21 protein-coding genes and 1 riboswitch are annotated in these 24,874 nt (G+C 61.5%); of the genes, 7 read left to right on the top strand and 14 right to left on the bottom strand.

Annotation, left to right across the window (positions count from 1 at the left end; genetic code table 11):
* Nucleotides 1-79: 79 nt before the first annotated feature.
* Nucleotides 80-1,294 carry a phosphoserine phosphatase SerB gene (gene serB, locus KW840_RS11495; protein ID WP_057395688.1) on the bottom strand — a complete coding sequence of 405 codons (1,215 nt, stop codon included), beginning with the start codon at nt 1,292-1,294 and terminating at the stop codon, nt 80-82.
* 135 nt (nt 1,295-1,429) lie between these two features.
* On the opposite strand from serB, the gene KW840_RS11500 reads away from it, so the two are divergent.
* Nucleotides 1,430-2,947, top strand: a complete 1,518-nt coding sequence (locus KW840_RS11500; RefSeq protein ID WP_218495191.1) for an AhpA/YtjB family protein — start codon at nt 1,430-1,432, stop codon at nt 2,945-2,947.
* 252 nt (nt 2,948-3,199) lie between these two features.
* Here the strand turns inward: KW840_RS11500 and KW840_RS11505 are convergent, their stop codons facing one another.
* From KW840_RS11505 to KW840_RS11545, 9 genes are all read right to left on the bottom strand, one after another.
* On the bottom strand, nt 3,200-3,913 hold the full coding sequence (locus tag KW840_RS11505; RefSeq protein WP_102669292.1) for a membrane integrity-associated transporter subunit PqiC: 714 nt from the start codon (nt 3,911-3,913) through the stop codon (nt 3,200-3,202).
* A 175-nt stretch (nt 3,914-4,088) separates the two neighbouring features.
* Entirely contained in the window at nt 4,089-6,356 is a 2,268-nt protein-coding gene (gene parC / locus KW840_RS11510; RefSeq protein ID WP_057396215.1) for a DNA topoisomerase IV subunit A, read from the bottom strand.
* 7 nt (nt 6,357-6,363) lie between these two features.
* Nucleotides 6,364-6,888 carry a TIGR02281 family clan AA aspartic protease gene (locus KW840_RS11515; RefSeq protein WP_057712259.1) on the bottom strand — a complete coding sequence of 175 codons (525 nt, stop codon included), beginning with the start codon at nt 6,886-6,888 and terminating at the stop codon, nt 6,364-6,366.
* Nucleotides 6,885-7,874: an esterase-like activity of phytase family protein gene (locus KW840_RS11520; protein WP_218495192.1), complete on the bottom strand. Its 990-nt coding sequence runs from the start codon at nt 7,872-7,874 to the stop codon at nt 6,885-6,887. Before KW840_RS11520 ends, KW840_RS11515 begins: the two co-directional genes overlap by 4 nt.
* Nucleotides 7,874-9,778, bottom strand: coding sequence for a DNA topoisomerase IV subunit B (gene parE / locus KW840_RS11525; RefSeq protein WP_090452794.1), 1,905 nt, complete (start codon nt 9,776-9,778; stop codon nt 7,874-7,876). Before parE ends, KW840_RS11520 begins: the two co-directional genes overlap by 1 nt.
* A gap of 50 nt (nt 9,779-9,828) precedes the next feature.
* Nucleotides 9,829-10,437, bottom strand: a complete 609-nt coding sequence (locus KW840_RS11530) for a YqiA/YcfP family alpha/beta fold hydrolase (RefSeq protein WP_218495193.1) — start codon at nt 10,435-10,437, stop codon at nt 9,829-9,831.
* Nucleotides 10,438-10,710: 273 nt separating this feature from the next.
* A complete protein-coding gene (gene cpdA / locus KW840_RS11535; protein WP_218495194.1) occupies nt 10,711-11,526 on the bottom strand; it encodes a 3',5'-cyclic-AMP phosphodiesterase in 816 nt (271 codons plus the stop codon).
* Nucleotides 11,527-11,638: 112 nt separating this feature from the next.
* Nucleotides 11,639-12,091 carry a DUF1249 domain-containing protein gene (locus tag KW840_RS11540; protein WP_007977461.1) on the bottom strand — a complete coding sequence of 151 codons (453 nt, stop codon included), beginning with the start codon at nt 12,089-12,091 and terminating at the stop codon, nt 11,639-11,641.
* Entirely contained in the window at nt 12,082-12,699 is a 618-nt protein-coding gene (locus tag KW840_RS11545; RefSeq protein WP_150811903.1) for an NUDIX domain-containing protein, read from the bottom strand. Before KW840_RS11545 ends, KW840_RS11540 begins: the two co-directional genes overlap by 10 nt.
* Before the next feature lie 224 nt (nt 12,700-12,923).
* Between KW840_RS11545 and KW840_RS11550 the strand changes: the two genes are divergently transcribed.
* The gene (locus KW840_RS11550) at nt 12,924-13,670 is read left to right on the top strand and encodes an RsiV family protein (RefSeq protein ID WP_102669298.1); all 747 of its coding nucleotides are present in this window, start codon (nt 12,924-12,926) and stop codon (nt 13,668-13,670) included.
* Here the strand turns inward: KW840_RS11550 and cytX are convergent.
* Complete coding sequence (gene cytX / locus KW840_RS11555; RefSeq protein WP_057712266.1) at nt 13,639-14,931, bottom strand: putative hydroxymethylpyrimidine transporter CytX; 1,293 nt, start codon at nt 14,929-14,931, stop codon at nt 13,639-13,641. The genes KW840_RS11550 and cytX overlap by 32 nt on opposite strands.
* Nucleotides 14,932-15,083: 152 nt before the next feature.
* Nucleotides 15,084-16,973, bottom strand: a complete 1,890-nt coding sequence (thiC, locus tag KW840_RS11560) for a phosphomethylpyrimidine synthase ThiC (protein ID WP_008063536.1) — start codon at nt 16,971-16,973, stop codon at nt 15,084-15,086.
* Between the two features lie 165 nt (nt 16,974-17,138).
* Nucleotides 17,139-17,244: riboswitch (TPP riboswitch) on the bottom strand.
* A 205-nt stretch (nt 17,245-17,449) separates the two neighbouring features.
* On the opposite strand from thiC, the gene KW840_RS11565 reads away from it, so the two are divergent.
* Nucleotides 17,450-18,883 (top strand): TolC family outer membrane protein, encoded by a 1,434-nt coding sequence (locus KW840_RS11565; protein ID WP_090452786.1) that lies wholly within the window; start codon nt 17,450-17,452, stop codon nt 18,881-18,883.
* Nucleotides 18,884-19,004: 121 nt separating this feature from the next.
* Here the strand turns inward: KW840_RS11565 and waaA are convergent, their stop codons facing one another.
* Both waaA and KW840_RS11575 read right to left on the bottom strand, forming a co-directional pair.
* On the bottom strand, nt 19,005-20,297 hold the full coding sequence (gene waaA, locus KW840_RS11570; RefSeq protein ID WP_218495195.1) for a lipid IV(A) 3-deoxy-D-manno-octulosonic acid transferase: 1,293 nt from the start codon (nt 20,295-20,297) through the stop codon (nt 19,005-19,007).
* A gap of 11 nt (nt 20,298-20,308) precedes the next feature.
* Complete coding sequence (locus KW840_RS11575; protein WP_218495196.1) at nt 20,309-21,211, bottom strand: LysR family transcriptional regulator; 903 nt, start codon at nt 21,209-21,211, stop codon at nt 20,309-20,311.
* Nucleotides 21,212-21,314: 103 nt separating this feature from the next.
* Here KW840_RS11575 and KW840_RS11580 point away from each other — a divergent pair, with 103 nt between their 5' ends.
* The 4 genes from KW840_RS11580 to KW840_RS11595 all read left to right on the top strand — a co-directional run bounded on the left by KW840_RS11580 (nt 21,315) and on the right by KW840_RS11595 (nt 24,831).
* On the top strand, nt 21,315-21,647 hold the full coding sequence (locus tag KW840_RS11580; protein ID WP_057712271.1) for a multidrug efflux SMR transporter: 333 nt from the start codon (nt 21,315-21,317) through the stop codon (nt 21,645-21,647).
* A 201-nt stretch (nt 21,648-21,848) separates the two neighbouring features.
* Nucleotides 21,849-23,024 carry an FAD-binding oxidoreductase gene (locus tag KW840_RS11585; RefSeq protein WP_057712272.1) on the top strand — a complete coding sequence of 392 codons (1,176 nt, stop codon included), beginning with the start codon at nt 21,849-21,851 and terminating at the stop codon, nt 23,022-23,024.
* Nucleotides 23,021-23,833, top strand: a complete 813-nt coding sequence (locus KW840_RS11590) for an aldo/keto reductase (RefSeq protein ID WP_057712273.1) — start codon at nt 23,021-23,023, stop codon at nt 23,831-23,833. The genes KW840_RS11585 and KW840_RS11590 overlap by 4 nt, the downstream gene beginning before the upstream one ends.
* Nucleotides 23,834-23,865: 32 nt before the next feature.
* Entirely contained in the window at nt 23,866-24,831 is a 966-nt protein-coding gene (locus KW840_RS11595) for a hypothetical protein (RefSeq protein ID WP_057712274.1), read from the top strand.
* The last annotated feature ends 43 nt before the right edge of the window (nt 24,832-24,874 follow it).

Here is a 24,874-nt window from a genome sequence, read left to right on the forward strand (position 1 = left end):
ATGACGCGGGCAATCTGAATGCCCGCGTCGCCTCGCCGCTCATCGCGAGCGAGCTCGCTCCTACAGTTGTTTTGCGGTGTTACAGCTGGCCGTCGCGATCGCGGAAACCCAGCAGGTAGAGCACACCATCCAGCCCCAAGGTGGAAATCGCCTGCTTGGCCGACTGCTTGACCAGCGGCTTGGCCCGGAACGCCACGCCCAACCCGGCAATCGCCAGCATCGGCAAGTCATTCGCACCATCGCCGACCGCAATGGTCTGCTCCAGGCGCAAGCCTTCCTTGTGTGCCAGTTCCTTCAGCAAATCCGCCTTGCGCTGTGCATCGACAATCGGCTCGACCGCCACGCCGGTGACTTTGCCGTCGACCACTTCAAGTTCGTTGGCGAACACGTAGTCGATACCCAGTTTGGCCTGCAATTGCTTGGCGAAGTAGGTGAAGCCGCCGGACAGAATCGCGGTCTTGTAGCCCAGGCGCTTGAGCTCGGCGAACAGGGTTTCTGCGCCTTCGGTCAGGCGCAGCGAGGCACCGATGGAGTCCAGCACATTGACGTCCAGTCCTTTGAGCAAGGCCAGGCGCTCCTTGAAGCTGGCGCGAAAATCCAGCTCACCGGCCATTGCCCGCTCGGTGATTTCCGACACTTTGTCGCCGACGCCGGCCGCCTTGGCCAGCTCATCGATCACTTCGGCTTCGATCAGCGTTGAATCCATGTCGAACACCGCCAGGCGACGGTTGCGACGGAACAGCGAATCTTCCTGGAAGGCGATGTCGACGTTCAGTTCCTGGGCGACGCTGAGGAATTCGGCACGCAGCGCCTGCGGATCAGCCGCCTCGCCACGCACGGAAAACTCGATGCAGCCCTTGCCCTTGTCGGCTGGTGTGTCCAGCGGCATGCGCCCGGACAGCCGATCGATGTGGTCGATGTTCAGGCCATATTTGGCGGTGATCGAGCTCACGGCCTGCAACTGCCCGGCTGTCACCTTGCGGGTCAACAGGGTCACAATGTGGCGCTTTTTGCCCTGATTGCCGACCCACTGCTGGTAATCCTGTTCGGACACCGGCGTGAAACGCACTTGTTGATCGAGTTCATAGCCCTTGAACAAGATGTCCTTGAGCACGGACTTGCCTTGCTCGGTGTCGGGAATTTCAACCAGGATGCCGAACGACAAAGTGTCGTGGATCACCGCCTGGCCGATGTCGAGAATGTTCACACCACCCTGGGCCAGAACGCCGGTAATGGCCGCAGTCAGACCCGGACGGTCGACTCCCGTGATGTTTATCAGGACGATTTCGCGCAAGGCGCACCCCCGCAAGTGGAAAAAAACCGCATTCTACCCACTTTCAGTGACCATCGGGCACCGTGAGCGCTTTGACGGTCTAGGGCCTGTCGCTATACTGCGCGTCAACTTCACGGACAAAAGAGCCGAGCTCAAGTGAACCGGCCCACGCCAGTAAAAACCGACAACTTCTTCCTGCTGATCTTCCGGGCACTGCGCCACCGCCGTGTACCGATTGCATTGCGCATCGCCAGCCATAACGTGATCCTGGTCGCCCTGGCCCTGGTCATCTATGCCGGTGTGATGGGCCTGCAGTTCAAGCAGGCCATGCACGAGCAGGCGGATGCGCTGGGCGAAAGCCTGACTACGCAGACGGCCACCTCGGCCACCGAGCTGTTGGTGTCCAACGACATCCTCAGCCTGAACGTGCTGCTCAACAACCTGACCAAGAACAAGCTGGTGGCCCACGCCGCCATCTACAGCCCGGACAACCGCATCCTCGCCGAATCCGGCCAGCGCCCCAAGCATGGCCTGCTGGGCGAAGCCGAGGGCATGTACCAAAGCAAGATCACCTTCCAGGACGTGACTGCCGGGCAATTGCGCATCAGCCTGGACATGGACCAGTTCCAGCAGCCGATGACCATCAGCCTGCAAAGCATGGGCATTCTGAGTGCAATCCTGCTGGCCCTGTCCCTGGCCCTGAGCCTGCGCATGGGGCGTTATCTCTCCACGCCGCTGCTGCAATTGCGGGTGTGGCTGCGCAATATCGATGAATTCACCCCGGCCACCGACCGCCAGGACGAAATCGGCGACCTGGCGCGCCAGCTGCACGCCAACTTCGCCCCGGAACCCGCCCCTGTGCCAGAACCGGAACCGGAGTTCGACGACATGGATGACGAGGCCGACCCGGCCTTCGAAGTCCGTAACCTGCGCGATCCGAGTTTCGACGAGAGCCGCCCGGTAGCGGCGCTCAAACCAGCGCCACGACAGATCGTCAGCACCGTTGAAGACGACGATGACGAAGACCCGTTCGCCGATCTGCGCGACGAGTCGCTGGACAGCCCCCCTCAACCGGTGATTCGCAAAGCCACGCCGAGCGTACCGCAACACAGCGCGGTGCTGGCGGTGCAACTGGGCTCCCAGGAGCAACTGCGACGCCTGCCGCGGGCGCGTCTTGAAGAACTGCTCGAGCGCTATCGCGATTGCCTCGACCAGGCAGCTTCCCTGTATCAGGGCGAAGTAGAGACCTTGAACGATGGCAGCACGCTGATGCTGTTCCACACCGAAGACAGCGGCGACGATTACCTGACCAACGCCATTTGCTGTGGCGAGCTGCTGCGGGCCCTGGGCCACCAGTTGCAGATCGAAGTCGCGGACAGTGGCATCACCCTGCAATTGCAGCTGGGGCTGACCCTGGGCGACGAACTGTTCGGCCTGAGCCAGATCGATTTGCTGCTGACCGACCCTGCCCAGGACGCGCTGGCCCTGTCGCAACACAGCCGCAACCTGCTGCTGGTGGAGCGCAAGATCAGTGACGACGCGTTGATCCGCCAACGTGCACGGATCCGCCCGATCGCCAGCCCTGAGGGTGCTTGCTGCGTAGAGCGGTTGATGGAGCCGTATCCGTCGATGCTTGAACGGCAATTGGCGCGGATGCATGAGCGTCGAGCTTAAGCCTTAACCTCGATATGAAGAAGCCCGCAGATGAGTGATCGTCTGCGGGCTTTTTTGTTGCCTGTTCTGGCCTCATCGCGAGCAAGCTCGCTCCCACACTTGATCCGGGTTAGCCCAAGGGTGTGCTCACTGAAGATCCCCTGTGGGAGCGAGCTTGCTCGCGAAGAGGCCAGAACAGGCGCTAGATATCTCCAACCTGTAAAAACAACAAAGCCCGCATCAATGCGGGCTTTGTATGGATTCAGTCCACACTTAGAAGCGGAACACTTCCATATCCGTACGAATCGGCGCGGCCATCGGGATCTTCGGCTGCTTTTCCTGTTCTACCGCAGGTGCTGCCGCCTTGGCTGCCGGCTTGCGTGGGGCTTCGGCGATCGGCGGCTGATTGGCCAGGGGCTTGAGCGCCACCGACAGTTGTTCGGCCAGGCGTTGCAACAACACACCCTGTGCCTGGACCTGAGCCGCCGTGGTACCGGCATGCTGTTCCTGCAAATGGATGATGCGGTTGTCGCGGACCTGCCCGCGACGGTCGATCAGGCGCCATTGCGCGTCGAGGATCGCCGGTTGTTTTTCACCCGAATCCAGGCGCGTGATGGTCAGCAGCACCTGAACGTCCGGGGTGAAGCCCAATGTCGCCGGGGCCAGCACAACGCGCTGGCTGTCCAGGCGACCTGCGACCTGGCGCAGCAGCAGCTGATCGATATCCGACGAAAGGCTGCCAGCCCAACGACCGTCGGTCGAGGCTTGCAGGCTGCCATCGGGCTGACGCTGCAACAGGGTTTCGCGTTGCAGGTAGTCGGCCACGGTGACCGGCCCCAACAATACCGCCATGCCCGCGTTCTGTGCGGGCTGAACCGGACTACCAGCGTCCAGTTGATACAACGACACCGGCTGGTGAACGCTGCAACCCGCCAGGCCAAGAACGCCGGCGAGCAAAAGAATAAAAGGAAGGCGCAGAGCAGTCATCGTCCCATCCAGGTGGTCGCTAAAAGGCTGACCACAGTGAAAATACTCAATAAATATGAAGAACGCGCGGCAATGCCGGCGCTTGAAAGGCCATATCATCCGTGAATATGCGTTCCGACTCCAGCGTAAAGCGCCGAACTACGGGTTAATTCGTAGTTCGGCGCTTCTAAGTCGCCTAATTGAGGTTTTCGACGAGCAGCGCATCGACCCTCTGGAAGCCACGCGGCAACTTGTTGCCACGACGACCACGTTCACCCTTGTAGTGTTCAAGATCGTCCGCTTTCAGTGACAAGGTACGTTTCCCGGCCTGCAACACCAGTGTTGCACCGTCCGGCAATACGGCGATGTCCGTCACATACTCTTCGCGACTGGCCACTCGCTCACCGGGAATCCCGATGATCTTGTTGCCTTTGCCTTTACCTAATTGTGGCAGGTCGCTGATTTTGAAGATCAGCAGGCGACCTTCGGTCGTCACCGACGCCAGCCAGTTCTGTTCACGATCGGCCACAGGGCGCGGCAGCATGACCTTGGCGTTGTTCGGCAGGCTCAACAGGGCCTTGCCCGCCTTGTTCTTGGCCTGCAGGTCTTCACCCTTGACCACGAAGCCGTAGCCGGCGTCGGAGGCGATCACGTACAGCGCATCGTCTTCCGGCATCAGCACGCACTCGAAACTCGCCCCTGGCGGCGGCGTCAGGCGACCCGTCAGCGGCTCGCCCTGGCCACGGGCCGACGGCAAGGTGTGGGCGGCCACCGAATAACTGCGGCCCGTGGAGTCGATAAACACGGCAAACTGGTTGGAGCGCCCGGCTGCCAGTGCCTTGAAGCCGTCCCCGGCCTTGTAGGAAAGCCCGGTGGCGTCGATTTCGTGGCCTTTGGCGGAGCGAATCCAGCCTTTTTCCGACAGCACGACCGTCACTTTCTCGTTCGGCAGCAGGTCGTGCTCGGTCAGGGCCTTGGCTTCGGCGCGCTCGACAATAGGCGACCGGCGGTCATCACCGTAGGTTTCAGCGTCCTTGATCAGCTCGCTGCGCACCAGTTTTTTCAACTTGGCTTCGCTGCTGAGCAGGGCTTGCAGCTTGGCTTGTTCCTTGAGCAGTTCATCCTGCTCGGCACGCAGTTTCATCTCTTCCAGTCGCGCCAACTGACGCAGACGGGTGTCGAGGATGTAGTCGGCCTGGATTTCGCTCAGGGCGAAGCGTTCGATCAGCCTGGCCCGTGGCTGCTCCTCGGTACGGATGATGTGAATCACTTCATCCAGGTTGAGGTAGGCAATCAGCAAACCGTCCAACAGATGCAGGCGACGCTCGACCTTGTCGAGGCGGAATTGCAGGCGACGACGCACGGTCTGCACCCGGAACTCCAGCCACTCGACCAGCAGCGCCCGCAAGTTTTTCAGCTGCGGCTTGCCATCCAGGCCGATGATGTTGATGTTGACCCGGTAGCTCGACTCCAGCTCGGTGCTGGCGAACAGGTGCTGCATCAGCGCATCGTGGTCGAAGTTTTTCCGTGCGCCCGGAATGATCACGATCCGGCACGGGTTTTCGTGGTCGGATTCGTCACGCAGGTCGGCAATTTGCGGCGCCTTTGACGGCTTGGCCTGCATCATCGCGGCGATCTGCTCCAGCACCTTGGCGCCCGAGACCTGATGCGGCAGCGCGGTGACGATGATGTCGCCGTCTTCGATGTGATACACGGCGCGCATGCGCACAGAACCGCGACCGGTTTCGTAGATTTTCAGCAGGTCGGCGCGCGGGGTGATGATTTCCGCTTCGGTCGGGTAGTCCGGCCCCTGGATGTGTTCACAGAGCTGTTCGACCGTGGCCTTGGGCTCATCGAGCAAACGCACGCACGCCGTGGCGACTTCCCGCAGGTTATGCGGCGGCACGTCGGTGGCCATGCCCACGGCGATACCGGTGGTGCCGTTGAGCAGGATGTTCGGCAGGCGGGCCGGCAACACCAGCGGTTCGTCCAGCGTACCGTCGAAGTTCGGGCCCCAATCCGCCGTGCCCTGGCCCAGTTCGCTGAGCAGCACTTCGGAATAACGCGACAGCCGCGCTTCGGTGTAACGCATGGCGGCGAAGGACTTGGGATCATCCGGCGCACCCCAGTTGCCCTGGCCGTCGACCAGCGTATAGCGATAGCTGAACGGCTGGGCCATCAGCACCATGGCTTCGTAGCAGGCCGAGTCGCCGTGGGGGTGGAATTTACCGAGCACGTCACCGACGGTACGTGCCGACTTCTTGTGCTTGGAATCAGCGTCCAGCCCCAGCTCGCTCATGGCGTAGACGATACGCCGCTGTACCGGTTTCAGGCCGTCGCCGATATGCGGCAGAGCACGGTCCATGATCACGTACATGGAGTAGTTGAGGTAGGCATTTTCGGTGAAGTCAGCCAGTGACCGGCGTTCTACACCGTCCAGGCTGAGATCAAGGGAGTCGCTCATGCGGGCCTCATCGGTTCGTTGTCTGGCGCAGCAGCATGGTGCCACCGCGCTGGGTAAATTCAAGTTTGTTCAGTGCGCTCATGCCGAGCAACACTTGATCGCCATGCAGCCCCGGGGCCACCAGTGCGCGTACATCCCGCAGCACGATGTCGCCCAGTTGCAGGCGTTCAATACGGGTGCGATAGCCCTGGCTCAAGCCATTGGCCGTGCTCAGGGTCACGCCGAATCCTTCTTCGAGCTTCAAACGCTTGGCCAGGTCCGCCGGAATCGACACATCGGTCGCCCCGGTATCGAGCATGAAGTCCACCGGATGGCCGTTGATCTGACCGCTGGCGACGAAATGCCCCTGCGCATTGCTCACCAGTTTCACCTCAATGAAACCCTCGCCCTGCTCCGAGCTGACCACCACGTTCGGATTTTGCTGACGCGCTTCCCACTGGCCGAAAAAACGCGTGGCCAGAAACAACGCGGCACACCAGGCCAGTACCATAAACACCCGGCCGATGCGCTGCCCCGGGCTTCGTTGCCTCATGACTTGGCACTCCAGCCACCTTCCGGTGCAGCAAAACGCCAGACCACCGGACGGACTTCGCCATCGGCGCGAGCACCGTTGTTGTTGTCGATACCGATCCAGGCACCGTCAGCGTCCACTACCAGCGCTTCCGCGAGGCCATAATCCTGTGGATAACGCCGATTTTCCTGCAATACCTCTTCGGCAAACGACCAGCAACGCTCGACCTTGGCGGTCAGCGCATCTCGGCGGCAGACCTCGAACGCATTGCGCTCCAGGGTAAACAGCTTGCCGTTGAACAATGACAGATCGGCAAAATCCCGAGGCATCGCTCTGACGTTGGGAAACTGTGCGGGTTGCATTTCTTTCCCGGCTTCACTCAGCAGCACGCATCCACCATCGCAGTCCCACACCGATTGCTTGCGCTTGATCAGCAGCAACCCGCGGTTCTCGCGCTCGGCAGCCAACCACAACTGGTCACCTTCAGGATTGATTGCCAAGCCTTCGAACAGTGCATTGAAGCGCAACAACATGCCTCTGGCCCGGGCTTCGCGCGCCATGAGCGGCGAAATCTTCAGCCAGGAAGTCGGCCCGGTTGGCGGTATTTGCAACACCGCTGCATGGGATTCGCTGACCACGTAACGATTGCCGGCGCGGTCACAGGTGATGCCTTCGAAATCCAGATTGCCGCCACGCACGAACGAAGCGGCCCAGGTCCGCGAACGCAATCCCCAGGGCAACCCGCTGTCAGGCACTTCAGGTACGCCGATGCCCACGGCCTCTGCGCGCCAGACGTTGGCCTGGGTATCGAGACGATAGATCTGATCATCGTCACGGTCGGAGACCGTCCACAGCTCCTTGCCGCACTGGGCCAGCCCGGACAGGTTGCCGCCGCGCATGCCATCGACGACATGCTCGGACAACAGACGCAGTTGCGGTGTCGGTTCGCCAGACACCGTCATTGAGGTCAGCAGCAACGCACACGCCAGGGCAAAGCCCAAGCGCATCAGCCCAGCACCTCGGCCAGGTTGCCCTTGGACTCCAGCCAGGTCTTGCGGTCACCGGCACGCTTCTTCGCCAGCAGCATGTCCATCATTTCCGAGGTAGCCTCGAAATCCTCCAGGGTCAACTGCACCAGACGCCGGGTGTTCGGGTCCATGGTGGTCTCGCGCAACTGCGGCGGGTTCATTTCGCCCAGACCCTTGAATCGGGTGACCTGCGGCTTGCCGCGCTTCTTCTCGGCCACCAGGCGATCGAGAATCCCGTCGCGCTCGGCTTCATCGAGGGCGTAGTAGATCTCTTTGCCCAGGTCGATGCGGTACAACGGCGGCATCGCGACGTAAACGTGACCGGCATCGACCAACGGGCGGAAATGCTGGACGAACAAGGCGCACAGCAAGGTCGCGATGTGCAGACCGTCGGAGTCGGCGTCGGCGAGGATGCAAATCTTGCCGTAGCGCAGCTGGCTCATGTCCGCCGCGCCCGGATCGACACCGATGGCCACGGCGATGTTGTGCACTTCCTGGCTGGCCAGCACTTCGCTGCCGTCGACTTCCCAGGTATTGAGGATCTTGCCGCGCAACGGCAGGATCGCCTGGAACTCCTTGTCCCGCGCCTGCTTGGCCGAACCGCCGGCGGAATCACCTTCGACCAGGAACAGCTCGGAACGCATCGGGTCCTGTCCGGCACAGTCGGCCAGTTTGCCCGGCAGCGCCGGGCCTTGGGTAACGCGTTTGCGCTCGACCTTCTTGCTGGCCTTGAGGCGACGGCCGGCGTTGTTGATCGCCAGTTCCGCCAGCAGCATGCCGGTTTCCGGGTTGGCATTGAGCCACAGGCTGAACGCATCCTTGACCACACCGGAGACGAACGCCGCCGCTTCACGGGACGACAGCCGCTCCTTGGTCTGCCCGGAGAATTGCGGTTCCTGCATCTTCATCGACAGAACGAAGGCGATGCGTTCCCAGACGTCTTCCGGTGCCAGCTTCACACCACGCGGCAGCAGGCTGCGGAATTCGCAAAACTCGCGCATGGCGTCGAGCAGGCCCTGACGCAGACCGTTGACATGGGTACCGCCCTGGGCCGTCGGGATCAGGTTGACGTAGCTTTCCTGCACCGCATCGCCGCCTTCCGGCAGCCACAGCAGCGCCCAATCCACGGCTTCCTTGTTACCGGCAAAAGCGCCGCAGAACGGTTCGTTCGGCAGGCGCTCGAATTCGCTGACCGCATCCACCAGATAGGAACGCAGGCCGTCTTCGTAATGCCATTCGACTTTCTCGCCAGTGGCCTTGTCTTCAAAACTGACCAGCAAGCCCGGGCACAGAACGGCCTTGGCCTTGAGCACGTGCTTGAGGCGGCTGATGGAGAATTTTGGTGAGTCGAAGTATTTCGGGTCCGGCGCAAAGAACACGCTGGTCCCGGTATTGCGCTTGCCGACAGTACCGACGACTTCAAGCTCGGTGGCCTTGTAGCCATCCTTGAAGGTCATCTGGTATTCGTTGCCGTCACGTTTTACACGCACCCGCACTTCGGTGGACAAAGCGTTGACCACGGAAATACCCACCCCGTGCAAGCCGCCGGAGAACTGGTAGTTCTTGTTGGAAAACTTGCCACCGGCATGCAGCTTGGTGAGGATCAACTCGACGCCCGAAACACCTTCCTCGGGGTGAATGTCAACCGGCATGCCTCGGCCGTCATCGCTGACCTCCAGGGAATGGTCGGCATGCAGGATCACCTGCACCGATGTGGCATGCCCGGCCAAGGCTTCGTCGACACTGTTGTCGATGACTTCCTGGGCAAGGTGGTTCGGCCGACTGGTGTCGGTGTACATGCCGGGGCGTTTGCGCACCGGGTCGAGGCCCGAGAGGACTTCGATGGCGTCTGCGTTATAAGAGCTAGCGCTGGGAGTGGCCATGGGGTCTCGTCGTCAGTGTTCGGTGAAAAAAGAATTCATGGGGCTATCGCTCACAGTGCGGTGAAATCGATCGCCTGATACAAATCGGCGCCAATGCCGGCAAAACTCAACATGGCCGGCAGTTGCGTGGCAAAACCCTGGAAACTGTGGTCGCCGCCGGCCTGGATACGCAAGGCGCATGCCCGGTAATACTGCTGGGCGAGGCGATAGTCCAGCGTTTCGTCAGCCGTCTGCAACCATACCTGATAACGCTGTGGATCCTGGGGCGCCGGCACTTCCAGTTCGGCCAGGGCCACCACGTGGTCGTGGGTCATTTCCCAGGTCTCTTCGGTATACAGGTTTTTCTGCGTCCCCAGAAAGCCGTCGAACATCCGGTGCGGGCTGACGGCAGGGTTGATCAACAGGGCTTTCAAGCCATGGCGCTCGGCAAGGTGAGTGGCATAGTAGCCGCCGAGCGAGCTGCCGACCAGCAGTGGCCGCCCCAACTCGGCAATCGCCTGCTCCAGCTGCTCGATAGCCTGGCGCGGGTGATGGTGCAATGCCGGAACGCGCAAGTGTTCGCTCAGGCCCAGACGCTCCATCACCTCGACCAACTGACAGGCCTTCTTCGACAACGGCGAGCTGTTGAAGCCGTGGATATAAAGGATCGAACCGGACATTTGAGCTCCCTGTGCGTCGGCTAAAGAGGCGGAGTTTACTGTAGGAGCGCGCTTGCTCGCGATGGGCGTCAACGATAACGGTGAAAACCTGGCGCCCCGCGGTGCTCTCAGCGCTTTTCGCGAGCGAGCTCGCTCCTACAAGGGATTTATGAACAACGCAGATCCAATGTGGGAGCGAGCTTGCTCGCGATGGTCGTCAACGATAACGGTGCAAACCTGACGCCCCGCGGCGCTCTCAGGCTAATCGCGAGCGAGCTCGCTCCTACAGGGGGGTCAGTAGCCGTTGGAACCGTAATCCACGGTGAAATCAAACCCGGTGACCCGCTCGACACCCGTTTCCAGCCGCCCATCGGGCAGCAACCGCAGCCAGCGATATCCGGGGGCCTGTTCCCCGACCTTGAAATCCTCACTGCCGGGCTCGAACTGGATGCAGGTCGAGGGCGAGGCGATCAAACGTACGCCGTTGCGCATCCGGTCGATTTCCTGGTGCACATGCCCCCACAACACCGCGCGTACCTGCTCGAATCGATCCAGCACGGCGAACAGCGCCTCGGGATTGCGCAAGCCGATCGGTTCCATCCATGCACAACCGATGGACACCGGGTGATGGTGGAAGCACACCAGATGATGGCGTTCCGGTGCTTCACTCAACGAGCGGGCGAGCAACTGCAGCTGTTCATCCTGCAAATAACCCGGCACCGAGCCTGGCACCGCCGAATCGAGCAACGTGACCCGCCAGTTGCCGATATCCACCACCGGCTCGAGCAAAGCACTCTGCACCGCCGCCTCGGCCATGATCTGCGGCTCATCGTGATTGCCGGGAATCCAGCGCGCCGGCGCATCGAGCTGACGCGTCATGTCGCGAAATTGTTTGTAGGACTCCAGCGTCCCGTCCTGGGACAGATCACCCGTGGCCAGGATCAAGTCAATCCGCGGCTGTTGCGCGCGCACCAGCTCGATGACCTTTTGCAGGCTGTCGCGGGTGTTCATGCCCAGCAACGCGCGGTCCGCTTCGGCAAACAGATGGCTGTCGGAGAGTTGCACCAGCAACGCCGGATCGGCGGTGGTCAATGTGGATACGCTCGGCAAGGCGTTCTCCCAGGGCGTGATCACGGGGATGGGTAAGTGCCGCAATTATGCTGGGGGACGATCGAAAGGGGAAATCTGTGAACCTGACGCAGTTCACAACTGCTGATCACAATTAACGTACCACTTCGTACTCATGTCCCAGCGCCAGGCAATGGCTCAGCCATTCGCCCAGAAACATGTTCAGCTGGGCCTTTTCGTCCGGCTGGTGCATCGAGGCGTTCGGGTAAGGATAGATGCCGCGAAAGCGTCGTGCATGTTCGGCGCTGACCACTTCGGCCATGCGCGCGTCGTGATAGACCTGCACTTCCAGTTGCGGCACCGGCAGCCAGGGCAGGCTGTGTTCCTGACGCACTTGCAGGGTCGTGGTGTAGGGGCAGGTCAGCAGGACTTCCAGGGCCAGCACACCGAGCATCTGGTCGCCATGGGTCACGGCGATGCGCCGCGCGGCGGGCTCGCTGCGCATGTCCGGCAGCAGTCGCATCAAGCGCGCGTAGTTCGCCTCGCAGGACGCTTGCAGCCCCACCAGGTCCACCCGATAGCGATCGCGCAGCTTGTTTACGACCATAACCCCCTCACTTCAACGCGGTTCAAAGCCAGCCATTGCAAGGCAATGATGCTCGCCGCGTTGGCAATACGCCCGTCGCGCACGGCTTGCAGGGCATCGTCGAAAGCCCAGACCGTGACGCGGATGTCTTCTGCCTCTTCCTCCAGCCCATGCAGGCCGCCAACCCCGGTAGTGTCGCAACGCCCCAGGTACAGATGCACGAATTCGTTGCTGCCGCCCGGCGATGGAAAGTATTTGGTCATCGGCCAGAGCGCCCCGATTTCAAGCCCAGCTTCCTCCTGCGCTTCGCGGTGAGCAACTGCTTCCGGCACTTCATCCTTGTCGATCAGACCAGCGACCAGTTCGATCAGCCACGGGTTGTCGGTCTTGCCCATGGCGCCGACGCGAAACTGCTCGATCAGCACCACTTCATCGCGTTGTGGATCGTAAGGCAGCATGCATACCGCGTCATGGCGAACGAACACTTCACGATTGATCTCGCGACTCATGCCCCCGGCGAACAATTCGTGGCGCAAGTGCACGCGTTCGAGTTTGTAGAAGCCCTCGTAGCACTTTTCGCGCCGCACGATATCAACGGCGGTCGGAATGGCGTTGGCAAAATCCGTCATGAGTATCCTCTTTTACTGCAAATCCTGTTCGAGGTTGCTTTTTTCCTGGGCCTCGACTTCGCGCCATCCTAACGCGCCCGTGACGTTTGATGCAGCCCCTTTCCCGTCAGCGGGATGGACGGTGAGGGCGAAACCCACTCTAATTAGCTTAGTGGCGAACTGACTGCTTTGTTGAGAGTCGAAGCCGGTAACTTTTTGCCTTCCCTGTTTCAGAAAGGACGCTCATGTCGCTTTTCAAAATCGCCTCCGTGGCCGCTATCGCCCTGACCCTGGGCGCTTGCGCGAGCCTGTTCCAGCCCAACTACCGGACGCCGCTGGAAACCACCCGCGACGCCTCCGAGCAACTCAAGCCCGGTTGCAGCAACCCGGATTGCCCGCTGGTCAACATCGACACCCTGCACTTCCCGGACGAGCCTGCACTGGACGGCATCATCGAAAAGCGCCTGCTGCAAATGACCCGCACCTCGCCCGACGCGCCGGTCGCCCCGACCCTGGCGGCCTATCGCGAAGAGTTTTTGCGCACCGCCGGCCCGCGCTTCAGCAGCTATCTGCAGGCAAAGGTACGTGAGCAGCATGACGGCTTGGTGATCGTCGAATTGTCCAGCTACCTGGACACCGGCGGTGCCCATGGCACCCCAGGTCGAGGTTTCATCAACTATTCACGCCAACAGCATAAAGTGCTGACGCTGTCGGACATGCTGGTGCCAGGGCAGGAAGACGCGTTCTGGAAAGCCGCGCAAGTGGCGCACAACAGCTGGTTGATCAGCACCAAGCTCGATCAGGAGCCGGAGTTCGTGAAGAGCTGGCCGTTCCAGAAAACCCAGAACGTGGCGCTGACCTACGGCGGGGTAATCCTCAAATACGAGACCAGCACCATCGCGCCTTACGCGCTGGGCCATGTCGAACTGAAGATCCCCTACCCTCGCCTGAACGGCATCATCAAGCCCGAGCTGTTTCCCGGCCGTAACTGAAGGCCCGACCCAGCACTAGCTGGAGCAACCCTGCCACTATCAGTGCCGGCAGGGTTGCGCCGACATCCGGATACAGGTTGGCCAGCAAGTGATAGGTGCTGACCCCGCCCAGCCAGGCGAGCAGCGCCGGCCAGCGCAACGCGGCTGACGCCACCAGGCCACTGCGTTTGCGCAGGATGAAGTGATCCACCAGCACCACGCCGAACAACGGCGCGAACACCGAACCGATCAGCAACAGGAAGTTCTGGTATTGAGCCAATGGCGCCAGCAGGGCAATCAGCGTGCAGATAACGCCGATGGCCAGTGCCAGGTGCTCGACTTTGGCGCGCAACAGAATCCCGCTGGACACCGCCGCCGAGTGAATATCGGCAAAGGCGTTTTCCGATTCATCCAGCAGAATCAGCAACAGCGGAATCCCCAGGCCGGCGCCGGCCAGCGCCAGCAGCAAGGCATTGACTTCGCCGCTCGGCGCGAACGCCAGGGTGTAGGCCACGCCCAGGCTCATCAGCCAGAAATTGCCGATGAAGAAACCGATGGCGGTGCCGCCGAAGACGTTTTTCGCCCGTTTGCCGAAGCGCGAGTAGTCGGCGATCAGCGGCAACCACGAGAGCGGCATGGCAATGGCGATGTCGAAACCCACGGCGAACGGCATCGAACCGTCACCGGCCTGGGCCCACAATGCGGCCAGGTCAGCCTTGGCGAACAGGTTCCAGGTCAGCCAGACACACGCGGCCAGCAGCAGCCAGATACCCCATTTGCGCAGGATCTGGCGCACGAACGTCAATGGGCCACTGACCGCGAGCAAGGTCGCCAGTGCGCCGAAGAACAGCGTCCACAGCACGGGATTGGACAGCAGGCTACCTTCGTTGAAGGCCTTCGCGCCCAGCAGGCTGGCAGCATCGCGCATGACGATGATTTCGAACGAACCCCAGCCGATCAGTTGCAGCAGGTTCAGTACCGCCGGCAGGCTTGCGCCTTTGGCGCCGAGGCTGAGTTTGAGCGCAGCCATCGACGACAGGCCGGTGTCGCTACCGATCACGCCGACCGCCGCCAGCAGCAGAACGCCGACCAGGGTGCCGAGAAAAATCGCCAGCAACGAACCGGACAGGCCAAGGCCTGGGGCAAGCAAGGCACCGGTCTGCAACACCATCAGGCCGATGCCGAGGGAGAACCACAGGGAAAACAGATCGCGGCCGCCGAATACACGCTTGTCAGTCGGCACCGCGATATCGGGGGAGTAAGTGCTGGGTTGAATGCTCAAGGGTGTTATCTCAGAGGGACATTTGTTGTTTGTATGATCGTCATCGCGAGCAAGCTCGCTCCCACAGGGGACTTGCGGCGCTCACAAATCCCTTGTGGGAGCGAGCTTGCTCGCGATGGCGGCGGTGCAAGCACCGCCGCCCTCAGCTCAGATCAAACTTTCTGATACAGCTGACTGCCTTCCTGCTTGAAGCGCTCGGCCTGTTCGGCCATGCCTTGGGCGACGTCCACGTCGACCGCTTCGATCCGCTGGTTGGCCGCATACTCGCGGACTTCCTGGGTGATCTTCATCGAGCAGAATTTTGGCCCGCACATGGAGCAGAAGTGCGCCACCTTGGCCGAATCCTTCGGCAGGGTTTCATCGTGATACGAACGCGCGGTGTCCGGATCGAGCCCCAGGTTGAACTGGTCTTCCCAACGGAATTCAAAACGCGCCTTGCTCAAGGCATTGTCGCGGATCTGTGCGCCCGGATGCCCCTTCGCCAGATCGGCGGCATGCGCGGCGATCTTGTAGGTGATGATCCCGGTCTTCACGTCATCCTTGTTCGGCAGGCCCAGGTGCTCCTTCGGCGTCACGTAGCAGAGCATCGCGCAACCAAACCAGCCGATCATCGCCGCACCGATACCGGAGGTGATGTGGTCGTAGCCTGGCGCGATGTCGGTAGTCAGCGGGCCAAGGGTGTAGAACGGCGCCTCGTCGCAGCATTCGAGCTGCTTGTCCATGTTCTCTTTGATCAACTGCATCGGCACGTGGCCCGGGCCTTCGATCATGCACTGCACGTCGTGTTTCCAGGCAATCTTGGTCAGCTCGCCGAGGGTCTCCAGTTCGCCGAACTGCGCTTCGTCGTTAGCGTCGGCAATCGAGCCCGGACGCAGGCCATCGCCCAGCGAGAAGCTGACGTCGTAGGCCTTCATGATTTCGCAGATGTCTTCGAAATGGGTGTAGAGGAAGTTCTCTTTGTGGTGCGCCAGGCACCACTTGGCCATGATCGAACCGCCACGGGAGACGATGCCGGTCACGCGCTTGGCGGTCATCGGCACGTAGCGCAACAGCACGCCGGCGTGAATGGTGAAGTAGTCGACGCCCTGCTCGGCCTGCTCGATCAGCGTGTCGCGGAACAGCTCCCAGGTCAGGTCTTCGGCCACGCCGCCGACTTTTTCCAGGGCCTGGTAGATCGGCACCGTACCGATCGGCACCGGCGAGTTACGGATAATCCACTCGCGGGTTTCGTGGATGTGCTTGCCCGTGGACAGGTCCATGACCGTGTCCGAACCCCAGCGAATGCCCCAGGTCAGTTTCGCCACTTCTTCTTCGATGGACGAACCCAGTGCACTGTTGCCGATGTTGCCGTTGATCTTCACCAGGAAGTTACGGCCGATGATCATCGGTTCCAGTTCGGTGTGGTTGATGTTGGCCGGAATGATCGCGCGGCCACGGGCAATTTCGTCACGGACGAATTCCGGGGTGATGATTTTCGGCACACTGGCGCCGAAGCTGTGGCCGGCGTGTTGCTGGTCCAGCAGGCCGGCGGCGCGGGCCACTTCCAGCTTCATGTTTTCGCGGATGGCGACGTATTCCATCTCGGCGGTGATGATGCCTTTGCGCGCATAGTGCATCTGGCTGACGTTGGCGCCCGGCTTGGCGCGGCGCGGGTTGTTGACGTGGGCGAAGCGCAGCTTGGTCAGCTCCGGATCGGCAAGTCGCTCCTGGCCAAAATTCGAACTCAGGCCGCTCAGGCGCTCGGTGTCGCCACGGGATTCGATCCACGGCGAACGCACATCGGCCAGGCCTTTGCGCACATCGATGATGACATTGGGGTCGGTGTACGGACCCGAGGTGTCATACACCACCACCGGTGCGTTGACCTCGCCACCGAAGTCGGTCGGCGTCACGTCCAGGCTGATTTCGCGCATCGGCACGAGGATGTCCGGGCGAGTGCCCTGGACATAGATTTTTTGCGAGCGGGTAAACGGCTGAACCGATTGCTGATCGACCTTGGCCGAATCACTCAGGTTGGTGGCAATTTTTGCTTTTGTAGTCATCACGGGCTCTCCAGACACACATCCAGGCAGTGGATTTTTGTCGGAGCGAACCTGTAAACGAATGGACGCACGGGCGCTGGGAAAACCAGCTGTGCTGTGCTCAGTGCTCGAGGGGTGTTCGATTGTCGAACAACATCCCGGACGAAGCACAAGAGGACTCGCCGGGTGACGAGAAATCTTGTTCCCTACGCAGGCGCTAACCTGATCAGGTTCAACGGGATCCGAAATTATTCGATCTCAGCCTCAAAGCAAGGCACCCCGACAAGAACCCGGCCAGTCTAGACACAACTGGCAAAGAACGCCAACCCCACGGCAAACACCATGATGAATGGCGTAATTACACGCAGTATCAGGATTGTTGCCGTCCGAATGCACAACTACACTCGCTACGCTGAGCCGCGCATTGACGCTGTCAAAGCAGGGCCTTAGCCTTGGCGCTCAAATTACCTCTGTAATATCAATTCTAGGGATCGTCTATGCTGCGCAAACTCTCACTGGCCCTCGCCGTGTCTTGTGCGTCCAACGGAATGGCCTGGGCAGCAGATGTGCCCTTATCGGCCAAGACGGACCTGGTCAGCGTTTATCAAGAAGCCGTCAACAACAACGCCGACCTGGCGGCTGCCATCGCCCAGTATGGCGCGCAGAAAGAAGTCGTGCCCCAGGCCCGCGCCGGGCTGCTGCCGAACCTCTCGGGCGGCGCCAATGTTTCCGAGGTGCGTACGTCGCTCGATCAACCTTCGGGCACGACCAACCGCGACGCTCACTCCTACCAGGCCACTTTGGCGCAGCCGCTGTTCCGCGCCGATCGCTGGTTCCAGTTCCAGGCCGCCAAGGAAGTCAACGAACAGGCCGCCCTGCAACTCTCGGCGACCGAGCAAAACCTGATCCTGCAAACCGCTGACAGCTATTTCAACGTGCTGCGCAGCCAGGACAACCTGGCCTCGACCAAGGCCGAAGAAGCGGCGTTCAAACGCCAGCTCGATCAATCCAATGAGCGTTTCGATGTCGGCCTCTCGGACAAGACCGACGTATTGAACTCACAAGCCAGCTACGACACCGCTCGCGCCAACCGCATCGTTGCGCAGCGCCAGGTGGACGACGCCTTTGAAGCATTGATTACCCTGACCAACCGTCAGTACAACTCGATCTGGGGCATCAGGCATGACTTGCCGATCCTGCCGCCAGTACCGAACGACGCCAAGGCCTGGGTCGAAACCGCGGGCAGGCAGAACCTCAATCTGTTGGCCAGCAACTATGCCGTCAGCGCCGCCGAGCAAACCCTCAAGCAGCGCAGGTCCGGGCACTTGCCAACGGTTGACGCGATCGCCAAGTACGAGAAAGGCGACAACGACGCACTGGGCTTCAGCAACCCGAACAACCTGCCCCAGGCGTATGGCGGCAACGTCGAGCAAACGACCGTGGGCCTGCAACTGAACATCCCGATCTACAGCGGTGGCCTGATCAACTCCCAGGTGCGTCAGTCCTATGCACAACTGGACCAGACCGAACAGCAACGCGAATCCCTGCGCCGCAGCATCGTGGAAAACACCCGCGACCTGCACCGCGCGGTGAACACCGATGTCGAGCAGGTACAGGCGCGCAAGCAATCGATCATCTCCAACCAGAGCGCGGTGGAAGCGACTGAAATCGGCTATCAGGTGGGCACGCGAAACATCGTCGACGTGCTGGATGCGCAGCGCTCGCTCTACACCTCGGTGCGCGACTACAACAACACCCGCTACGACTACATCCTCGACAACCTGCGCTTGAAGCAACAGGCCGGTACGTTGAATCCGGGGGACCTGCAAACCCTGGCTCGCTGGCTCAACCCGAACTACAACCCGGACAAGGACTTCCTTCCACCGGATCTGGCCAAGGCTGCGGAGGAGCAGTTGAAAGCGCGACCTTGACCATCAGAGTTCAAGGCAGCACAAACCTTGTGGGAGCGAGCTTGCTCGCGATAGCTGACTGACAGGCAACTTAGGTGTTGGATGTACAGCCGCCATCGCGAGCAAGCTCGCTCCCACAGGATCAGCGGCGAATTGAAGACTTGTCGATCAACCGCCCCAACCCATCCAGCAACCGCTGCAACGCCCCCTGATTGGTGCGCATCACCGTCAACCCGGCCTTAGCCATGCGCTGCGCATCTCGCGGCAGTTCGAACAGTCGCTGCACCGCCACCGCCAGCCCTTCGGCATCTTCCACTTCCTGCAACGCCCCGGCACTGCGCAACTGCGCGGCGATTTCGAGGAAGTTGAAAAGATGCGGACCGCTCAACACCGGTTTAGCCAGGGCCGCCGGCTCCAGCAGGTTATGCCCGCCATTCGGCACCAGGCTGCCACCGACAAATGCGCTGTCCGCCAGAGCGTAGAGAAACAGCAACTCGCCCATGGTGTCGCCCAGCAGCACTGAAGTATTCGCACTGACTGCATCGCCGCTGGAGCGCCGGACCGTGGCAAACCCTTGTTGCTGGCACAACCCGAACACCGAATTGAAGCGCTCAGGATGACGCGGCACCAAAATCAGCAGGGCATCGGGGTGACTGGCCAACAACTGACGGTGAGCCGCCAGCACCACCTCGTCTTCGCCGTCATGGGTACTGGCCGCGATCCACACCGGTCGTTCCAGCGCCTGCCATTGCCCGCGCAACTCAACGGCGCGCTCCAGCAGTTGCGGGTCGATGGTCAGGTCGAACTTGATCGAACCGGTCACTTCGACGGTTTCCGTCCGCGCGCCCAGGTCGCGCAAGCGCTGGGCCTCGGCTTCGGTCTGCACCGCGAACAGACTCATCTCGGCCAGCATCGGCTGGGTCAGCCTGGGGAACCGGCCGTAACCTCTGGCCGAACGCTCGGACAGCCGCGCATTGGCCAACGCCACTGGGATCCCGCGCTTGGCACATTGATGGATGTGGTTGGGCCACAGTTCGGTTTCCATGATCACCGCCAATTTCGGCTGGACCCGATCAAGGAAGCGCCGGGCAGCGCAAGGCAGGTCATAGGGCAGATAGCAGTGCTGGATACGCGGCTCATTGGCGAACAGTGCATGGATGCGTTCCGAACCGGTCGGGGTCATGCAGGTCACGGTGATCGGCAGATTCGGATAACGCGCCAGCAAGGCGCGAATCATCGGTGCGGCCGCAATGCTTTCGCCCACCGACACGGCGTGCACCCAGATGCCGCCCGGTTTCATCGTCGGCATCCCGTAGGAAAAGCGCTCGCCGATGCGCCTGGCATACGCCGGCGCCTTGCGCGCGCGCAGCCAAAGCCGAATCGCTACCAATGGCAGCCCCAGATAAAACAGCGCGGTGTAGAGAGTTCTATTCATGGCGGCGGAGTTTATCGGCTTTTTTCGCCTATCGTCTGCAAGTGCACGGCAAAACGTTCGGCGAGCCAGCGCGCGGCCGGACCGAGCGGTTCATCCCGGCGCCATACCAGTTCCACCACCAGGGCCGGCGGGGTCCATTCGCTGACCAGTTCGACCATCTGGTTCTGATAGGTCGGGTACTGCACCACGTGGCGTGGCAACCAGGCCCAGCCTAGGCCGCGCACCAGCCATTCGGCCATCACATAAAAGCTGTCGGCGCGCCAGACCTGCGGGCTGGCCGGATCACTGCCGGGATAAATGCTCGACTCTGTGGACATCAGCAACTGCCGATGTTGCGCCAGTTGCTGGCCGTCCACTACGCCCTTGCGCGCCAACGGATGATCCTTGCCGCACACCGTGACCATTTCCACGCTGCCCAGCACCCGCCGCTCAAGTGCCTCGGGAATCTGATCGTGAAAGAACAGCAGCCCTAGATCGGCGCGCCGCTCCACCAGCTTGCGCGCGACATCGCCTTGGGCGGCGCTGGTCAGTTGCACTTCAAGGCTGGGGAATTTTTCCGCCAGGGCTTCGAAGCTTTCGATGATCGGCTGATAAGGCATCGCCTCATCCTGCGCCACACGCAGTCGAGCTTCCTGCCCGCGCATCATCGCCAGCGCCCGGCCATTGAGCCGTTCGCACTGGCGCAACACTTCCCGCGCCTCGTCCAGCAAAGCCGTGCCGGCTTCAGTGAGTTTCGGCTGACGGCCGCTGCTGCGGTCGAACAGGCTGACGCCCAGGTCCTCTTCCAACAACGCTATCGAACTGCTGACCGCCGACTGCGCCTTGCGTTGATCGCGCGCCACAGCAGAAAACGAACGCTGCTCCGCTACGCTCACAAACAACCGCAGCTGCTCCAGATTCCATTGCATGCTCATGGCTCAACCCATCTCTCAAACAGATAGGTAATGACTTTACCGCATCTGGCGAATCTCTAGAATGCCGACCTCAGAGAGCAACACTTCACACGAGGATTGACCCATGACCGCTTACTACTACCTGGCCATTGCCATCTGCGCCGAAGTGATTGCCACTGTTTCGATGAAAGCGGTCAAAGGCTTCAGCACCCCGCTGCCACTGGTGCTGGTCATCGTCGGGTACGGGATCGCCTTCTGGATGCTGACCCTGGTGGTGCGCAGCGTTCCGGTGGGCGTGGCGTACGCCGTGTGGGCCGGCATGGGGATCGTGATGGTCAGCATCGCAGCGCTGTTTATCTATGGGCAGAAGCTGGACGTGCCGGCGATGATGGGGATGGCGCTGATTGTGCTGGGTGTCGTGGTCATCCAGCTCTTCTCCAAGACTGCCGGGCACTAGAGCTCGAAACACGACCCCCTGTGGGAGCGAGCTTGCTCGCGATGACGGCATGGCATTCAGCATCAATGTTGACTGACCCACCGCTATCGCGAGCAAGCTCGCTCCCACAGGGTTACTCGTTGACTCGAGAGTACTGGCGTCAGCCCCTCCAATCTTCGAGTCTGTATACTGCGCCCTCGTCTTGAACACAGAGGTCGCCGAATGCCATCCGTTATTTCCACCGACGTGCTGATTGTCGGCGCTGGTGTCGCCGGCCTCTGGCTGAATGCGCGCCTGCGTCGCCAGGGTTTTTCGACCGTGCTGGTGGAAAGCGCCAGCCTCGGCGGCGGGCAGAGTGTCAAGTCCCAGGGCATCATCCACGGGGGCGCCAAATACGCGCTGCATGGCGCCCTGACCGGCGCCTCGGAAGCCATCGCCGACATGCCGCGCCGCTGGCGTGAAGCCTTGGCTGGCGACGGCGAACTGGACCTGTCCGGGGTGCGACTGTTGTCCGAAGCCCATTACCTCTGGTCCCCTGGCACCCTCGCCGGCAACCTCACCAGTTTCTTCGCCAGCAAAGCCGTGCGCGGCCGCGTCGATCAGGTCAAGGGCGAGCAATTGCCGCCAGCCCTGCAAGACAAACGTTTCAAGGGCAAGGTCTATCGCCTGGCGGAACTGGTGGTCGACGTGCCAAGCCTGATCCAGCGCCTGGCCGATCTGGCCGGAGATGGCTTGCTCGCCGGGCAGAAGATCGAGCCGCTGCTCGAAGGCGGCGTGCTGGTCGGCCTGAAGGTGGACGAGCGCGAGATCCGTGCCCAACGCATCGTCCTGAGCGCCGGCGCCGGAACCGCGGCATTGCTTGAAACGCTGGGCCTGAGCCAGCCCGCCATGCAGCGCCGCCCGTTGCACATGATCATCGCCAAGGGGCCAAGCCTCAAACCGCTGTACGCCCACTGCCTGGGTGGTGGCACCAAACCGCGCATCACCGTGACCACGCACCCGGCGGCGGATGGCCAATGGGTCTGGTACCTGGGCGGCGATATCGCGGAATCCGAAGGCGTGACCCGTGAGCCCGCCGAGCAGATCGCCACCGCACAGAAAGAACTAGGTCAATTGCTGCCATGGATCGACCTGAGCACAGTGCAATGGGCGACCTTGCGCGTGGATCGCGCCGAACCGCTGCAATCAGGCCTGACCCGTCCCGACAACGCCTTTGTGGCCGAGGAAGGCCGACTGCTGGTGGGCTGGCCGACCAAACTCGCCCTGGCGCCGGACTTCGCCGACCGGGTGATCGCCAGCCTGACCCGCGACGGTATCCAGCCAAGCCACCCGGCAGCACTGCCTGAACTGCCGAAGCCGCCGATGGGCGTACCGGCCTGGGAGCAACTGCTGCCATGAGCCAACCGACCCTGCACGACCTGCATCGCCCGTTGGGCAGCACCGGCCTGCTGGTTTCACCCTTGGGCCTGGGCACCGTGAAACTGGGCCGCGACCAAGGGGTGAAGTACCCCAACGGCTTTCAGATTCCCGATGACGATGAAGCACGCAGGCTGCTCAAACTCGCCCGCGACCTGGGCATCAACCTGATCGACACCGCCCCGGCCTATGGTCGCAGCGAAGAACGCCTCGGCCCGTTGCTGCGCGGTCAGCGTCAGGATTGGGTGATTGTCAGCAAGGTCGGCGAGGAGTTTGCCGACGGCCAGTCCCGTCACGATTTCAGCGCCGCACACACTCGAATGTCGGTGGAACGCAGCCTGCACCGCCTGGAAACGGACTTCATCGACCTGGTGCTGGTGCACTCCGATGGTAATGACCTGGCGATCCTCAATGACTGCGAAGTCTACGACACCCTCGCCGCGCTCAAGGCCGAAGGCAAGATTCGCGGTTTCGGGTTTTCCGGCAAAACCGTCGACGGTGGCCTCAAGGCACTGGAGCAAGGCGATTGCGCGATGGTCACCTACAATCTGAACGAACAAAACGAGAAGGCCGTCATTGACTATGCTGCTGCACACGGCAAAGCCATTCTGGTCAAGAAAGCCCTCGCCAGTGGTCATGTCTGCCTGAGTCCGGGCGTGGATCCGGTGCGCGCCAGTTTCGAGTTGTTGTTTGAACATCCGGGTGTTGCCAGTGCTATTGTCGGGACCATCAATCCGCTGCACCTCGCCCACAATGTCGCGACCGTTGCCCAGGTCCTACGTAGCCACTGACGCCGCCCACGCGGCCTTAAGCAGGAGCCGACATGTCGCGTACGCTCATCAGAAAGAACCCGAGCAACTTCAAGACCCTGCCGTTATTCGTCGAAGCGACCCCCGAAGGCCTGGCTTATCAGAGTGTCGGCAGGCCGCTGAATTTTTCCCAGACTCTGCAACGTCGTCGGCCGGTGACGGTTGGCGACAGCGAACGGTTTGCCCTGGAGTTGGCCAACCTCGGGGTTTCGGTGCGCCTGACCCTGCATTGGCAGAATCGCGACTATTGGGTGCTGGTGCGCCAACGCCGGCAGGACCGTGGCGATGTGGTGCTCAAGCTGATCTCCGGTTACGTGCCCGCCCATGAACTGAATCTGCCCTTGCACACGGCGATCCAGGAGATAGCCGAAGAATGCCTGCTGGAAACCCCGGAAGGCTGGCTCGGTGGGCGGTTCAACGACACCTGGCTGCCAGCGCCCTACTCGGCCGCCCTGCATTACCGTGAAGCCCTGCCGTTTCGCTTGTCGCCACTGTCTGGCTCGGCGCGACCGGTACGTTGCGCCAACCTGATGCTGATGGAGCGTCCGCGGGCTTACGTGCATTTGCCAACGGCGTCACTGCAACTGATCTACGACTTGCGCCTGGACGTTCCCAAGGAAGCCAAATCCCTGAGCCTGTTCCATGTCGATGAACGACTGGAAGGCGATCAACTCGTCGCCCGCCTCGACCGCAAGCGCCCCGATCTGTACTTGATGCCCTTGCAGGACGGCCACCCGATGGCTGAGCTCTACACCTTGAAAAAGGATCAGCTGTGTCCCGCCAGCACGCGCGGACTGTACCTGGCCGAGAGTTTTGCCCGACAGGAAGGCTGGCTGGTTCGCGACGAGCGAATTCGCTGGAAGGACTGGGTGAGGCAGCAGGGCCTGACCCCGCCGGGGAAGGATTCGGGTCTGGCGCGGTTACGCGGGAAGGCCAAGCTGTTGCTGAAGAAAATAGTGCCGCGTAAAGCGGCACGATAGGAAGATCACGTGGATTCTTGTGGCGAGGGGGGCTTGCCCCCGT

The organism is Pseudomonas sp. PDM30, assembly GCF_019218985.1.
Lineage (GTDB): Bacteria > Pseudomonadota > Gammaproteobacteria > Pseudomonadales > Pseudomonadaceae > Aquipseudomonas > Aquipseudomonas jessenii.

Coding starts and splice junctions, on each gene's coding strand:
- KW840_RS11565 (WP_090452786.1), top strand. CDS start 17,450: ATGCTGCGCAAACTCTCACTGGCCCTCGCCGTGTCTTGTGCGTCCAAC.
- thiC (WP_008063536.1), bottom strand. CDS start 16,973: ATGACTACAAAAGCAAAAATTGCCACCAACCTGAGTGATTCGGCCAAG.
- KW840_RS11550 (WP_102669298.1), top strand. CDS start 12,924: ATGTCGCTTTTCAAAATCGCCTCCGTGGCCGCTATCGCCCTGACCCTG.
- KW840_RS11585 (WP_057712272.1), top strand. CDS start 21,849: ATGCCATCCGTTATTTCCACCGACGTGCTGATTGTCGGCGCTGGTGTC.
- KW840_RS11530 (WP_218495193.1), bottom strand. CDS start 10,437: ATGTCCGGTTCGATCCTTTATATCCACGGCTTCAACAGCTCGCCGTTG.
- parE (WP_090452794.1), bottom strand. CDS start 9,778: ATGGCCACTCCCAGCGCTAGCTCTTATAACGCAGACGCCATCGAAGTC.
- KW840_RS11580 (WP_057712271.1), top strand. CDS start 21,315: ATGACCGCTTACTACTACCTGGCCATTGCCATCTGCGCCGAAGTGATT.
- waaA (WP_218495195.1), bottom strand. CDS start 20,297: ATGAATAGAACTCTCTACACCGCGCTGTTTTATCTGGGGCTGCCATTG.
- KW840_RS11505 (WP_102669292.1), bottom strand. CDS start 3,913: ATGACTGCTCTGCGCCTTCCTTTTATTCTTTTGCTCGCCGGCGTTCTT.
- KW840_RS11545 (WP_150811903.1), bottom strand. CDS start 12,699: ATGACGGATTTTGCCAACGCCATTCCGACCGCCGTTGATATCGTGCGG.
- KW840_RS11590 (WP_057712273.1), top strand. CDS start 23,021: ATGAGCCAACCGACCCTGCACGACCTGCATCGCCCGTTGGGCAGCACC.
- KW840_RS11520 (WP_218495192.1), bottom strand. CDS start 7,874: ATGCGCTTGGGCTTTGCCCTGGCGTGTGCGTTGCTGCTGACCTCAATG.
- KW840_RS11540 (WP_007977461.1), bottom strand. CDS start 12,091: ATGGTCGTAAACAAGCTGCGCGATCGCTATCGGGTGGACCTGGTGGGG.
- KW840_RS11575 (WP_218495196.1), bottom strand. CDS start 21,211: ATGAGCATGCAATGGAATCTGGAGCAGCTGCGGTTGTTTGTGAGCGTA.
- KW840_RS11515 (WP_057712259.1), bottom strand. CDS start 6,888: ATGAGGCAACGAAGCCCGGGGCAGCGCATCGGCCGGGTGTTTATGGTA.
- parC (WP_057396215.1), bottom strand. CDS start 6,356: ATGAGCGACTCCCTTGATCTCAGCCTGGACGGTGTAGAACGCCGGTCA.
- KW840_RS11595 (WP_057712274.1), top strand. CDS start 23,866: ATGTCGCGTACGCTCATCAGAAAGAACCCGAGCAACTTCAAGACCCTG.